14 protein-coding genes are annotated in these 13,333 nt (G+C 71.1%); 4 read left to right on the top strand and 10 right to left on the bottom strand.

Going from position 1 to position 13,333, the window contains the following annotated elements:
* Nucleotides 1–23 precede the first annotated feature (23 nt).
* The 5 genes from ACN27A_RS15490 to ACN27A_RS15470 form a co-directional block, all read right to left on the bottom strand.
* Nucleotides 24–1,700 carry a glycoside hydrolase family 13 protein gene (locus ACN27A_RS15490; RefSeq protein ID WP_421458479.1) on the bottom strand — a complete coding sequence of 559 codons (1,677 nt, stop codon included), beginning with the start codon at nt 1,698–1,700 and terminating at the stop codon, nt 24–26.
* A gap of 61 nt (nt 1,701–1,761) precedes the next feature.
* On the bottom strand, nt 1,762–2,808 hold the full coding sequence (locus tag ACN27A_RS15485) for a LacI family DNA-binding transcriptional regulator (RefSeq protein ID WP_421453936.1): 1,047 nt from the start codon (nt 2,806–2,808) through the stop codon (nt 1,762–1,764).
* A 60-nt stretch (nt 2,809–2,868) separates the two neighbouring features.
* On the bottom strand, nt 2,869–3,837 hold the full coding sequence (locus ACN27A_RS15480; RefSeq protein WP_421453933.1) for a carbohydrate ABC transporter permease: 969 nt from the start codon (nt 3,835–3,837) through the stop codon (nt 2,869–2,871).
* Nucleotide 3,838: 1 nt separating this feature from the next.
* On the bottom strand, nt 3,839–4,888 hold the full coding sequence (locus tag ACN27A_RS15475; protein WP_421453930.1) for a carbohydrate ABC transporter permease: 1,050 nt from the start codon (nt 4,886–4,888) through the stop codon (nt 3,839–3,841).
* Between the two features lie 69 nt (nt 4,889–4,957).
* Nucleotides 4,958–6,298, bottom strand: coding sequence for an ABC transporter substrate-binding protein (locus ACN27A_RS15470; protein WP_421453928.1), 1,341 nt, complete (start codon nt 6,296–6,298; stop codon nt 4,958–4,960).
* A gap of 247 nt (nt 6,299–6,545) precedes the next feature.
* Between ACN27A_RS15470 and ACN27A_RS15465 the strand changes: the two genes are divergently transcribed.
* Nucleotides 6,546–7,322 (top strand): peptidoglycan DD-metalloendopeptidase family protein, encoded by a 777-nt coding sequence (locus ACN27A_RS15465; protein ID WP_421453925.1) that lies wholly within the window; start codon nt 6,546–6,548, stop codon nt 7,320–7,322.
* Between the two features lie 92 nt (nt 7,323–7,414).
* On the opposite strand, the gene ACN27A_RS15460 is transcribed toward ACN27A_RS15465, so the two are convergent.
* The 5 genes from ACN27A_RS15460 to ACN27A_RS15440 form a co-directional block, all read right to left on the bottom strand.
* Complete coding sequence (locus ACN27A_RS15460; RefSeq protein WP_421453923.1) at nt 7,415–7,909, bottom strand: TspO/MBR family protein; 495 nt, start codon at nt 7,907–7,909, stop codon at nt 7,415–7,417.
* A 158-nt stretch (nt 7,910–8,067) separates the two neighbouring features.
* Nucleotides 8,068–8,211, bottom strand: a complete 144-nt coding sequence (locus ACN27A_RS15455; protein WP_007464364.1) for a GPGG-motif small membrane protein — start codon at nt 8,209–8,211, stop codon at nt 8,068–8,070.
* A complete protein-coding gene (locus ACN27A_RS15450; protein WP_421453920.1) occupies nt 8,202–8,978 on the bottom strand; it encodes a metallophosphoesterase family protein in 777 nt (258 codons plus the stop codon). Before ACN27A_RS15450 ends, ACN27A_RS15455 begins: the two co-directional genes overlap by 10 nt.
* Before the next feature lie 9 nt (nt 8,979–8,987).
* Nucleotides 8,988–9,263: a hypothetical protein gene (locus ACN27A_RS15445; RefSeq protein ID WP_132239421.1), complete on the bottom strand. Its 276-nt coding sequence runs from the start codon at nt 9,261–9,263 to the stop codon at nt 8,988–8,990.
* A complete protein-coding gene (locus ACN27A_RS15440) occupies nt 9,260–9,898 on the bottom strand; it encodes a nucleotidyltransferase family protein (RefSeq protein ID WP_132239419.1) in 639 nt (212 codons plus the stop codon). Before ACN27A_RS15440 ends, ACN27A_RS15445 begins: the two co-directional genes overlap by 4 nt.
* Nucleotides 9,899–9,990: 92 nt before the next feature.
* Between ACN27A_RS15440 and ACN27A_RS15435 the strand changes: the two genes are divergently transcribed.
* The 3 genes from ACN27A_RS15435 to ACN27A_RS15425 all read left to right on the top strand — a co-directional run bounded on the left by ACN27A_RS15435 (nt 9,991) and on the right by ACN27A_RS15425 (nt 12,947).
* Complete coding sequence (locus ACN27A_RS15435) at nt 9,991–10,797, top strand: dTMP kinase (protein WP_421458478.1); 807 nt, start codon at nt 9,991–9,993, stop codon at nt 10,795–10,797.
* A 282-nt stretch (nt 10,798–11,079) separates the two neighbouring features.
* Nucleotides 11,080–11,994: a MurR/RpiR family transcriptional regulator gene (locus ACN27A_RS15430; RefSeq protein ID WP_357578817.1), complete on the top strand. Its 915-nt coding sequence runs from the start codon at nt 11,080–11,082 to the stop codon at nt 11,992–11,994.
* Entirely contained in the window at nt 11,991–12,947 is a 957-nt protein-coding gene (locus ACN27A_RS15425; RefSeq protein WP_357578818.1) for an N-acetylmuramic acid 6-phosphate etherase, read from the top strand. Before ACN27A_RS15430 ends, ACN27A_RS15425 begins: the two co-directional genes overlap by 4 nt.
* Nucleotides 12,948–13,333: the final 386 nt, after the last annotated feature.

Genomic DNA, 13,333 nt, shown 5'->3' with positions numbered 1-13,333 from the left:
GGAAGGTGCCCTTCCTCACACGCTCAGGCCGGGCGGACCCAGACCGTCACGTCGGTGGGCACGGCGCCGTCGGCGTCCAGCGGGGCGCTGGCGTGCACCAGCTCGGACCCGGCGGGCAGCGGCACGGCGGCGTCGCCGAAGTTGGTCAGCACGGTCAGCCCCCCGTTGCGGAAGGAGAGCACCTCGTCGCCGGAGGCGAGCCACTCCAGCGGGCCCTCGCCGAGCCGGTGCTCGCGGCGCAGCCGCAGCGCCGTCCGGTACAGCTCGTACGTCGAGCCGGGCGTGTCCCGCTGCCGGTCCAGGGCGTACTCCGCCCAGAGCGACGGCTGCGGCAGCCAGCTCGCGTCGGTCGGCCCGAAGCCGTACGAGGGGGCGTCGGCCTCCCACGGGATCGGCACCCGGCAGCCGTCGCGACCTCGCTCGGTGTGCCCGCTGCGCGCCCAGGTCGGGTCCTGCCGGGCCTCGTCGGGCATCGTGGTGTGCTCCGGCAGGCCCAGTTCCTCGCCCTGGTAGAGGTAGGCCGAGCCGGGCAGGGCGAGCATCAGCAGGGTGGCCGCCCGGGCCCGGCGCAGGCCGAGCGCGGCGTCCGGCTGCGGGTCGCCGATGCCGATGCCGTTGGGCCGTTTGCCGCCGATCGGCAGCCCCAGCCGGGAAGCGTGCCGGACCACGTCGTGGTTGGAGAGCACCCAGGTGGTCGGGGCGCCGACGGCGTCGGTGGCCTCCAGCGAGCGGGTGATCACCGCGTACTGGGCCGGGGCGGTCCACGCGGCCAGCAGGTACTCGAAGTTGAACGCCTGGTGCATCTCGTCCGGGCGGACGTAGCGGGCCAGTCGCTCGGCCGGCTCGACCCACGCCTCGGCGACCAGGATCCGCTCGTCGGGGTAGCCGTCCAGCACGCGCCGCCAGTCCCGGTAGATCTCGTGCACGCCCTCCTGGTCCCACATCGGCGGGCGCGGCTTGTCGATCTCCTGACCGGAGAGGATCTCCTGCGGCTCCTGCCAGTCGGCCAGGTCGGCCTGCTTGATCAGGCCGTGCGCCACGTCGACGCGGAAGCCGTCGACGCCGCGGTCCAGCCAGAACCGGAGCACCTCCAGGAACTCCTCCCGGACCTCGGGGTTGTCCCAGTTGAGGTCGGGCTGACCCGAGTCGAACAGGTGCAGGTACCACTGGCCGGGGCGGCCGTCGGCCCCGTCGACGCGGGTCCAGGCCGGTCCGCCGAAGACGCTCTGCCAGTCGTTCGGGGGCTGCGCGCCGTCCGGTCCCCGGCCGTCGCGGAAGACGTAGCGGTCGCGCTCCGGGCTGCCGGGGGCGGCGGCGAGCGCCGCGGCGAACCACTCGTGCGCCGACGACGTGTGGTTGGGCACCAGGTCGACGATGACCCGCAGCCCGCGCGCGTGCGCCCCGGCGATCAGCCGGTCGGCGTCGGCGAGGGTGCCGAAGAGCGGGTCCACGTCCCGGTAGTCGGCCACGTCGTACCCGGCGTCGGCCTGCGGCGACGGGTAGAACGGCGACAGCCAGAGCGCGTCCACGCCCAGCTCCACGAGGTGGTCCAGGCGGGCGGTGATGCCGGGCAGGTCACCGATCCCGTCGCCGTCGGAGTCGGCGAAGGAACGCGGGTAGACCTGGTAGATGGTGGCCCTGGTCCACCAACCGGTGGCCGGGCCGGCGGGCGTGTCCTGGTGCGTCGGGTTGCTGTTCAGGGCCTTCTCCCGTGTGTCGAGCCGGACGGTCGGATGCTGCCGGGCGTCGCCGGTTTTCCCGTTAGTGTGCCCGGGGCGGTGCGGTCGATTCACGCACGATCAGCCGAGTGGGCAGGATCACCGGTGAACCCGGCGTGTCGAGGTAGGGGGTGCTCCCCGGCGGCAGGGCCCGGCCGTGCAGCGGGTCGAGCAGGATCCGCGTGGCGAGCCGGCCCTGCTCCGCCGCCGGCTGGGCGATCGTGCTCAGCCCGAGGACGCTGGCCAGGTCGTGGTCGTCGACGCCGATCACGCTGACGTCCTGCGGCACCCGCAGGCCGGCGTCGCGCAGCGCGGTCATCGCCCCCATCGCCATCTCGTCGCAGGCCGCGAAGATGGCCGTCGGCGGGTCGCCGCGCCGCAGCAGTTCCTCGGTGGCCCGCGTGCCGCCGCTGATGGTGAACTGCGACTCGACGTCGAGGCAGGGATCCGGGTCGATTCCGGCGTCGCGCAGCGCCTCCCGGTAGCCGCGCCGCCGGTCGAGGTGGGTGGTGTAGGCCAGTTCGTCGTCCGGGTCGCCGGAGATGTGGGCGATCCGCCGGTGCCCCAGGTCGAGCAGGTGCCGGGTGGCGGTCCGCGCGACGCCGACGTCGTCGATGCGTACGCAGGGCCAGCCGGGCACCACCGTGCCGGAGCTGATGGTCACCCCGGGCAGCTTCAGCTTCGTCAGGGCGGTCAGGTCGGCGGGCCGCAGCGGCGTGGCGGCCAGCATGATCGCGTCGACGCGCTTGTGCAGGTTGGCGGTGCGCAGCACCCGCTGACGGATCTGCTCCCGCCCGCCGAGGTTGTAGAGCAGCAGGTCGTAGCCCGCCTGCTGGAGGATGTCCTCGACCGCCTCGACGACGGTGCCGAAGAACCACCGGGTGATGCGGGGGACCACGACGGCGACCGTGCCGGTGCGCCCGCCGGCCAGCCGCGAGGCGCTCGGCGAGACGGCGTACTCCAGTTGCTCGGCCGCCGCGAGCACCCGGCGCCGGGTCGCGGCCGAGACCGTCGGCAGCCCTCGCAGCGCCCGGGACACGGTGGCGGTGGATACCCCGGCCAGGCGTGCGACATCATCGATCCTCGTCACGCTACCCCCCGCTCCGCGCAGCTCCGCCGCCGCCGGGTCACCGGCGGCGGCGGAGACGTCTCAGCCCTTGACGCTGCCGGCGAGCAGGCCGCGCACGAAGTAGCGCTGGAGGGACAGGAAGACGATCAGCGGTACGACGATCGAGACGAACGCGCCGGCGGTGAGCCGCTGCCACTCGTTGCCCCGGGTGCCGGCCATCTCGGCCAGCCGGACGGTGAGCGGGGCGGTCTCGTCGCCGCCACCGGCGAAGATCAGCGCGACCAGCAGGTCGTTCCAGACCCAGAGGAACTGGAAGATGCCGATCGCGGCCAGCGCCGGGGTGATCAGCGGCAGCACGATGCTGCGGAAGATCTTCGGGTGGGTGGCCCCGTCGACCCGGGCCGACTCCATCAGCTCTCCGGGCAGCTGTGCCATGAAGTTGTGCAGCAGGAAGACGGCGAACGGCAGCGCGAAGCAGGTGTGCGCGAACCACACCTGCGCGAACTTCTGTTCGTCGACCAGGTCCCAGGCCGGCAGGACGGTGATCCCGCCGACGGTGACGCCGGTGGAGAAGAACTTCAGCAGCGGCACCAGGGCCATCTGCAGCGGCACGATCTGCAACGCGAAGATCGCGATGTAGAGCCAGTCCCGGCCCCGGAAGTTGATCCAGGCGAGCGCGTACGCGGCCAGGGCCGCGAAGGCGATCGGGAAGAGCACCGACGGGATGGTGATCGCCAGCGAGTTGATGAAGTAGCTGGCGAGCTGCCCGGACGACGAGGAGCGCCCGAACAGCACCTCCTGGTAGTTCTCGAGGGTGAACGACGGGCTGGTGAAGAAGTTCCACCACCCCGTGCTCTTGATCTCGTCCTCGGGCCGGAAGGAGGAGATGAACAGACCGAAGGTGGGGATGGTCCAGAGCACCGCGATGACGATCGAGACGAGGGTCGCGGTACGGCTGTTCAGCCGCCTGCGGACCCGCCCGGCGGTGCTGGTGCCCCGGCCACCGGTCTTCTGGGTGCCGGCGGCGACGGTGGGCGTCGCGGTGGTCATCTCAGCCCTCCCGCTGCTGACGGATGTTGCGGATCTGGTAGATCACGATGGGAATCACCAGGACGAACAGGAAGACCGCCAGGGCGGAGCCCTGCCCGTTCTCGCCGTAGCGGAACGCCTGGTTGTACATCTCGTTGGCGATCACGCTGGTGTCGTAGTTGCCGTTGGTGGACGTCCGGACGATGTCGAAGACCTTGAGGGTGGCGATCGACAGCGTCACCACGACCACGATCAGCGCCGGCCGGATGCTCGGCATGGTGATCTGCCAGAACATCTGCCACGGGGTGACCCCGTCGAGGCGGGCCGCCTCCACGATGTCGGCGGGGATCGCCTTGATCGCGGCGGAGAGCACCACCATCGCGAAACCGGCCTGGATCCAGACCATGATCACGATCAGCAGCAGCGTGTTCAGCGGTGGGTTGAGCAGCCACTGCTTCGGCTCGCCGCCGAGGCTGACCACGATCTGGTTGAGCAGACCGATCTGCTCCTGCCCGTCGCCCCGGTAGGCGTAGACGAACTTCCAGATGATGCTGGCGCCGACGAAGGAGATCGCCATCGGCAGGAAGATCAGCGACTTGGCCACCGCCTCGAACCGGGCCTTGTCCACCAGCACGGCGTAGAGCAGGCCGAACGTGGTGGCCACCAGCGGGACGAGGAGCACCCAGATCAGCGTGTTGATCAACACCCGCACGATGGAGTCCTCGGAGAACATCCAGCCGTAGTTGCGCAGCCCGACCCAGTCGTTGCTGTTCTGGTCCATGAACGACAGCAGCACGGTGCGGACGGCCGGGACCACCAGCCCGATGGCGAGCAGCAGCAGCGTGGGCAGCAGGAAGAAGAGCGCGAAGACACCCTCGCGCGGCTTGCGCCGGCGGGGGATCGGGGCGCCGCTCGCGGAGGCAGCGACGAGCTGCGCCTCCCGGCGGCGGGCGAACCAGGCCGGCACCACGTCGAGGAGCAGGAGCAGACCGCCCACCACCGCGACGAAGGCGACCAGCCCGTACATCAGCATGAGGAACTTCGGCTGTTCCGCAGCGAAGTCGAACTCCATCGACCCTCCCAGGTCCTTGACCCGCCGGTGGGCCGGCCCGCGTCCCCGCGGACCGGCCCACCGGTCAGATCACTTCCAGCTGCTCTCGACGTCCCGGAGCACGGTCGCGGTGTCCTTGCCGTTGATCCACTGCACCATGGCCTTCCAGAGCGTCCCGGAGCCGACGGCCGCCGGCATCAGGTCCGAGCCGTCGAAGCGGAAGACGCTCGACTTGTCCTGGAGGATCTGCACGGAGAGCTTGTCGACGGGGTTGGGGACGTTGGCCAGGTCGAGCTTGTTGTTGGCCGACACCCAGTCGCCGATCTTGGCGCGGCTGTTGGTGTACTCGCCGGACGCGAGGTAGGTCTGCACGGCCTGGACCTCGGGGCGGTCGTTGAAGGCCGCGACGAACTCGCCGCCGCCCAGCACCGGCTTGCCCTTGCTGGGGTCGATCGCCGGGAAGTAGAAGGCGAAGACGTCGCCGTCCTCGGCCACCTTGGTGCCCTCCGGCCAGTTGTTGGCGTAGAAGGACGCCTGGCGGTGCAGCGCGCACTTGCCCGTGGTGATCGGCACGCCGGCCTCCTGGAAGGAGGTGGTGGCGATGCTCTTCACGCCGCCGAAGCCGCCGTTGACGTACTTCTCGTTCTTGAGGATGGTGCCGGCCTTGTCGAGGGCCTCGGCGACCTTCGGGTCGTTGAACGGGATGCCGTGGTTGACCCACTGGTCGTAGACCTCGGGGGTCTGCGTCCGCAGCATCAGGTCCTCGATCCAGTCGGTGGCCGGCCAGCCGGTGGCCTCACCCGACTCGATGCCGGCGCACCACGGCTTGGTGCCGGTGGCGGCGATCTGGTCGCTGAGCTTGATCAGCTCGTCCCAGCTGGTCGGGACCGTCCAGCCCTTCTCCTTGAAGGTCTTCGGCGAGTACCACACGAAGGACTTCACGTTGGAGCCGAGCGGGGCGCCGTAGAACTGGCCGTTGACGGTGCTGTACTTCAGCCAGTCGGCCGGGTAGTTCTCCTCGGCCATCTTCTTCGTCTCGGCGCCGACCGGCTTGAGCTTGCCCGAGTCGACGAACCGCTTGAGCAGACCCGGCTGCGGGATGAACGCGAGGTCGGGGGCGTTGCCGCCGTCGACCAGGACGTTGAGCTGCGCCTCGAACTCGCCGCTGCCCTCGTGGTCGATCTTCATGCCGGTGCAGTCCTCGAACTGCTTCCAGGACTCCGCGAGGCGGTCGGCCTCGATCTCCCGGATGGACGAGTAGATCTTGACCTTCTTGCCGTCGAGGTCGCCGTACTTCTCGTATGCGGCACACTCCGCGGAGCCCGCGGAGTCACTCTTCTTGTCGCTGCCGGTGCCGCAGGCGGTGGCGCTCAGCGCCAGCCCCAGCACGCCGGCGATCGCGATGGCCCGGCGTGATCTGGCAAACGCCATGCCGTTCTCCTTCCTTGCCGGCGCGTCAGGGATCGAACCCGCGCCGGTCCGATGGGCGTCACCACATGTAAGCGCTTGCATCTGGCCTGGTCCACCCCTATCCGGACACGAGCGAGTAACAATCCGGAAACCCGTAAACCCCCTGTTGGGCACGCTCCCACACGGGAATTCGACCCCTTTCCATCGATGTCATTTTCTGACACTCTGAAGGTCAGTGATCGAAGGATTTCGACATAGGAGGTGTTGGATGGGCAAGCGGTGGTTGGGCCTGCTGGCGGCCGGTCTGCTGGCTGTGGGCGCGCTGGTCGTCCCGGCGGCCCCGGCGATGGCGGCCCCCACGTTCAAGGTCCCGTTCCCGTGCGGGCAGTCCTGGTCCGGGCAGACCCGGACGAACCACAGCCCGGCGTACTCGATCGACTTCAACCGGACCGACGACCTGGGCGACCCGGTGGTGGCGAGCGCGCCGGGCACCGTCGACCGGGTCACGGACCTCGGCGGCACCAGTTACGGAAAGTACGTCCGGATCAGCCACGCGGGTGGCTACCACACCTACTACGCCCACCTCAACGGCTTCAACGTCTCCGTGGGCCAGGCGGTCGGCTACGGCAAGGTGATCGGCTGGGTCGGCAGCACCGGCGGCTCGACCGGTCCGCACCTGCACTACGAGCAGCGGCTCAACGGCGCCGACATCCAGGTGCGGTTCAACGGCGCGCTCGCCCTCTACTGGGGCACCAAGAACTACTCCAGCGACAACGGCTGCGGCAGCAGCTCCGGCTCCGGCACGGTCAACACCGCCGGAACCCCGCTGACCGTCCGCTCCGGCCCGGGCACCGGCTACGCCGCGGTGGGCACCGTCGCCGACGGCACCCGGGTGACCATCCAGTGCCAGACGAGCGGCACCAGCGTCACCGGCACCTACGGCACCAGCACGATCTGGGACCGGATCGGCGCCGGCCGCTTCATCGCCGACGCGTACGTCTACACCGGCTCCGACGGCTACATCCCCGGCGTACCGCGCTGCTGAACGGGTGACGGGGCCCCGGCTGCACGCCGGGGCCCCGTTCCGTGTTCGTGCCCTCCGTCGCCCGGCTCAGCCGTTCAGGCGCCAGATGGTGCTCAGCCGTTCAGGCGCCAGATCGCGAAGTTGAGGGCGGTCGCAAAGGTGACCCACGCCCAGTAGGGCAGCATCAGCAGGGTCGCCGGGCGGGACACCCTGCGGAAGAGCGCGACCGTCACGCCGATCGCCACCCACATCAGCAGGATCTCGGCGAACGCCAACCCGTAGCGGCCGGCGCCGAAGAAGAGCGGCGTCCAGACGGCGTTGAGCACCAGCTGGGCGATCCACGCCCACAGGGCCGGGCCGAAGCCGACCCGCCGCCAGACCAGCCAGCCCGCCACCGCGATCATCGCGTAGAGAAGGCTCCAGACCGGTCCGAAGAGCCAGGACGGGGGAGCCCAGGCGGGCTGTTCGAGGCTCGCGTACTCGGCCGAGGTGCCCTGCACACCCAGTCCGCCGATCGCCGCGGCGACGAACACCGCCGCCCCGAAGCCGAGCAGCGCCCACCACTGCCGGGCGCCGCCGGTCCGTTCAGCGCTCCTGGACATCTCCATGGTGGGGATATGTCCGCTGAGGGTGGACGGTAAACCCGCGCTCACCAACCGGCAGGCATGACACCGGGGTCGTCGCGTCCGGATGCTCCTGTCGGGAGGACGGAGTTCCGGTCACGACGACCCCGGTGGGTCCTGAACGGCGGCCTGTAGCCGCCTCGTCAATTGAAGATGCTCACACCACCCGGCCCGACGAGCAGGCCGACCACGATGAGGACGATGCCCCACAGGATCTGCCGCCGGAACAGCGCGAGGATGCCGGCGACCACGAGTACGACTGCGAGAATCCAGAGAATCAGCTCCATGTTTGCTGAATACCCGACCCGCCGACGCCGGAAACCTGTGCCTGATCGAGCTGCTCACCCAGGTGGAAGACGCTGTACGCCTGCTTGATCACGGGGTGGGCGACGTTGCGGACGCGTACCCCGCCGGGCGTGGTGCCCCGCTCGGAGCCGGCGTGCGCGTGCCCGTGCAGGGCCAGCGCGGTCGGCGCCGAGTCGATCGCCTGCCCGAGCTGGTACGAGCCCAGGAACGGGTAGATCTCCAGCGGCTCACCGGCGAGCGTGTCGGGCACCGGCGCGTAGTGGGTCAGCGCCACCAGCACGTCGCACTCCAGTCCCCGCAGCGCGGCGGACAGGGCGTCCGCGCTCTGGGTGGTGGTCCGGACGAACGCCTTCATCTCCGGCTCGCCGAAGTCGCTGGCGCAGCGGCCGGCGAACCCCCCGCCGAACCCCTTCACCCCGGCCACACCCAGCCGGCCGCCGGCGCAGTCCAACACGACGCCGTTGCCCTCCAGCACGGTGATCCCGGCGTCCTCGAGCACCTTGACCACCTGCGGCACCTGGTCGCACTGGTGGTCGTGATTGCCCAGCACGGTCACCACCGGCACGCCCAGCCCGCCGAATTCGGTGGCCACGCACCGGGCCTCCGCCTCCGTCCCGTGCCGGGTCAGGTCGCCGGCGAGCAACAGCACGTCGGCGTGCTCGGGCAGCTCGTCCAGTGCCGGCCGGAACCGGCCGACCACGTCCTCGTCCAGATGCACGTCGCCCACGGCGGCGATCCGGATCACCATGGAACCTCCTCAGGGCAGTTGCTCGATCTCCGTGGGCGCCTGCGCGCGGATCACCCCGATGTCGCTGGTGACCGGCACGTCGGGGAAGCGTTCGGCCACCCGGCGCAGGATCTCCTCGCGCCGGTGCGGGCTCTCGACCTCGCCGTAGAGCACGAGGCCGCGCTCCCGGCGGACCACGGTGATCCCCTGCTCGGCCACGTCCGGGTCCTCAGCGAGCAGCCGGTGGATCTCCGCCTCGACGTACTCGTCGGGCGGGCCGGTGGCGACGTCGCGGTGCTCGGTCACGGTGTCCCCTCTCCCTCGCCGGTGCCGGAGTGCGGCACCACTTCCAGCCGGTCCAGCAGCACCAGGAACGCCTCCGCGTACGGGGAGTGCTGCGTCTCCTTGCGTACCCGTTCCCAGTCGATCTGCTCCCGCAGGGAACGGGCCAGCGGCAGGCCCCGGGCGAAGTCGCAGTAGTGCTGCGAGAAGCTCAGCAGCTTGTGCACCATGAGCTGGCTGGCCGAGAGCACCGGCATGTGGATCGCGTCGACCGGCCGCACGACCGTGTCGGCGAACGTCTCCTCCGTCACCGGCGTCTCGATCGGCCGGTGGATCAGGTCCACCATGCGACCGTCGTCGAACACCTTGACCAACCAGTCCTCGGGCGGCCGCTCGGCGGTGAAGCCCGCCGCGACCAGCGCCTCGAGGGACCGTTCCACGTCGACCTCCCGGATCAGGAAGTCGACGTCGTGGTCGCTGGAGTGACCGCCGTGGGCGTACACCGCGAAGCTGCCCCCGAGCGCGAAGGGAATCTCTTCCTGCTTGAGCACGGCGGCGACCTTCTTCAACGTGTGCACCAGGCTCTCGTCCCCGCGCTCTGCCATTGGCGTCTCCCGTCGATGGTGGTGGGCGGCTGATCCAACTCCGGTACCCGGCATCCCGGCGGGCCACACCTGGCAGGTGGCACGGTCGGGGTCAACCGGGAGGACACGGCACAAATCTCCGGGTACGCGAGCGCGGGTCGGATAGCCTGTGCAGAGTGTCCAGATCACCGGGGGCGCGGCGCGGCAGGGCCCGATTGCGCGCCGTCGCCCTGATCGGCATCGACGGCTCGGGCAAGACCACCCAGGCGCACCGGCTCGCCGACGCGCTCACCGCGGCGGGCCGCCCCGCCACCTACCACCGCAACGCCGGCGGGCGGCGCTGGCTGGGCCGCCTCGCGCACCGCCTCGGCCGTCCGGACGCGCAGCGGCTCGTCGGGCGCAGCGGCATGCTGGCGGTGGAGTCCGTGCTCCGTTGGCTGGCGATCGCCCTCGCCCTGCTCAGTTGCCTGGCCACCGGCCGGGTCGCGGTGATGGACCGCTACTCCGCGTGCCAGTACGCGAGCATCCGGGCGCACGGGGGCCAGCGCTGGGAGCGGCTGGCCCGCGCCGGCTACCGGATGTTCCCGCGACCGCAGTTGACCTTCCTGCTGACCGTCGATCCCGCCGAGGCGTACCGCCGGATCGAGCAGCGCGGCACCGACCACGAGAGCATGCGCTACCTGACCGCCGCCGACACCGCGTACCGGACCCTGCCGGAGTATCCGACCTTCGTCGTGGTGGACGCCGGGCGCCCGCCGGAGGAGGTCTCCCGGCAGATCCAGGCCCACCTGGCGGGCTGGCTGGGGTCGTCCGCCGACGGTCGTGACGGTCGGCTGACCGACGGTCGCGACGGGCGGTCCTCCGACGGACGGTCCTCCGACGGGCGGTCCTCCGGCGGGCGGGACGTGCGCTCCGCCGTCGTGCCCGGGCCGCCGGGCGGGGAGCCGGTCGCGATCGCCCGGCTGAGCGCCTGAGCCGACGGCCCCCGACCGGCTGCCTGGGGATCCGGCCGGGTTGCGGGGCGCCGCGGGAGGCGGCGGGATGGCATCGTCTGCACGGGGGCCGAGCGGGGCCCGGCGGCGACCGGGTGGCCTCTCCACGCAGGTCCGGCGGGGGAGGCGACGTCCTCCGTGGAATGGCACGCTGGGCGGTACGGATGGCAGGCTGGGCGAAACGGCACGTCCGGGCGGGCGGTACTTTCCTCAATACGCGCAGTCATGGTTGACGCTCACGCCTCGTGAAAGTAAGTTTCATCCGTGGCGAAGAGTCCGAAGATTTCTGCGAGTCACGAGCCGGGTGGGCTGATCGTCCACATCAGCGGCCTGCTCCCGTCGTTGTCGCCGGCCGAGCAGCGGGTCGCCCGGCTGGTGGTCGCCGACCCGGCCGCCGCCTCGCGTCGGACCATCACTGACCTCGCCACCGCCGCCGAGACATCCGAGGCGACCGTCATCCGCTTCTGTCGATCGGTCGGCATGGACGGCTACCCGCAACTGCGGATCCGGCTCGCCGCCGAGGCCGCCCGCCGGGTCGAGCCGCCCGACGCGCGGGTCGTCGGCGGCGACATCCCGCCCGGGGCCGACCTCGCCCAGATCATCGCGACCATCGCCTTCAACGACGCGCGGGCCGTCGAGGAGACGGCCGAGCAGCTCGACCCGGCGATCTGCGAGCAGGTCGTCGACGCCATCGCGGGCGCCGGAAGGATCGACGTCTACGGGGCGGGCGCCAGCGGCTTCGTCGCCTCGGACTTCCAGCAGAAGCTGCACCGCATCGGCCGCACCGCCTTCTACTTCCCGGACGTGCACACGGCGCTGACGTCGGCCGCGCTGCTCGGGCGGGGCGACGTCGCGGTCGGCATCTCGCACACCGGCACCACCTCCGACGTGATCGAGGTGCTGGAACAGGCGCGGGCCCGGGGGGCGGCCACGGTGGCGCTCACCAACTTCCCCCGGTCGCCGATCACCGAGGTGGCCGACTTCGTGCTCACCACGGCCGCCCGCGAGACCACCTACCGCTCGGGCGCGATGGCGAGCCGGCTGGCCCAGCTCACCGTCGTCGACTGCCTCTTCGTCGGGGTGGCCGCGCGCAACCGGTCCCGGGCCAGGAAGGCCCTCGAAGCGACAGCCGAGGCGGTCCGGTCGCACCGGGTCGGCCCGGGACGGAGGCGGGCATGACGGCGGGCGCGGTGGAACCCCACGAGGTGACGGCCCCGGTGACGGCCCGGCCGGTGATCCGGGTCGGCGCGCCGACCGAGCGGCGCAACCCGCTCAGCGCGGACCTCGACCTCATGTCGACCCGGGACGTGCTCACGGTCATCAACGAGGCGGACCGGCGGGTGCCCGGCGCGGTCGCGGCCGTCCTCGACGAGATCGCCGCGACGGTGGACCTGGCGGTGACCGCCCTGCGCGGCGGGCACCGGGTGCACTACTTCGGCGCCGGCACCTCCGGCCGGCTCGGCGTGATCGACGCCGCCGAGCTGGCGCCCACCTTCAACTCGCCCCGGCACTGGTTCTGCGCCCACATCGCGGGCGGGCCGGAGGCCATGTGGCGGGCGGTCGAGGACGCCGAGGACGACGACCGGGGCGGCGCGGCGGAGGCAGCCGACTGCGTACGGGCCGGGGACCTGGTGGTCGGGCTCGCCGCCAGCGGACGCACACCGTACGTCCTGGGGGCGCTCGCCGCGTCGAGTGCCAAGGGGGCCTCGACCGTGCTGCTCTGTGCAAACCCGGAGGCGCAGGCCGCCCGGTCGGTGGACGTCTTCATCGGGGTGGACACCGGACCGGAGGTCGTCACCGGCTCGACCCGGATGAAGGCGGGCACCGCGCAGAAGCTGGTGCTGAACACGTTCTCCACGGCCGTGATGGTCCGGCTGGGCCGGGTCTACTCGAACCTCATGATCGACATGGTCGCCACCAACGCCAAGCTCCGGGGCCGGATGATCTCGATCCTGATCGAGGCGACCGGCTGCTCGGAGGAGATCTGCCGGCGGGCCCTCAACGAGGCCGACGGCGACATGAAGGTGGCGCTGGTCTCGCTCGTCTCCGGGGTGGAGGTGTCCGCCGCGCGGGCCGCCCTTTCCCGTTCCGCCGACCAGGTCCGCGGCGCCCTGGCCCTGCTCGCCTCCTGAGCCGACCCCACCCCCACCCCCGCCGCACCCGCCCTGCGATCCCCGTCACGTACGGGCACGGGTCCGCGGTGCGGATTGTTCACCGGGGGGTGGGGTATTACCACGGGCGTGGATGAACCGACCGGTCCAGCCGTGCGTGACTCCGCAGTGACCAGGATCGCAGCCCGACGGTGACCCGGGTCGCTGCGTGTGCGGGCGGGGCGATGCTGCCATGGACCGGGACACGGCGACACGTCGATCCGCCGCCCCTGGCGTGGTGCCCATCGGAGAGCCGCCACCCGGGGTGCTGACAGCAAACATGGACCGCGCTCTCAGCGGATTATCAGGCATTCGTGACACTTTCGACTCACGACATGGAATCCCCGGCGCGTCTCAACTGTTGTGTA

The organism is Micromonospora sp. WMMD737 (genome assembly GCF_049179055.1).
In the GTDB taxonomy this organism is placed as follows: Bacteria; Actinomycetota; Actinomycetes; order Mycobacteriales; family Micromonosporaceae; genus Micromonospora; species Micromonospora reichwaldensis.
The sequence above is the reverse complement of the archived record's forward strand: the minus strand, read 5'-3'. Positions and strand labels throughout refer to the sequence as shown.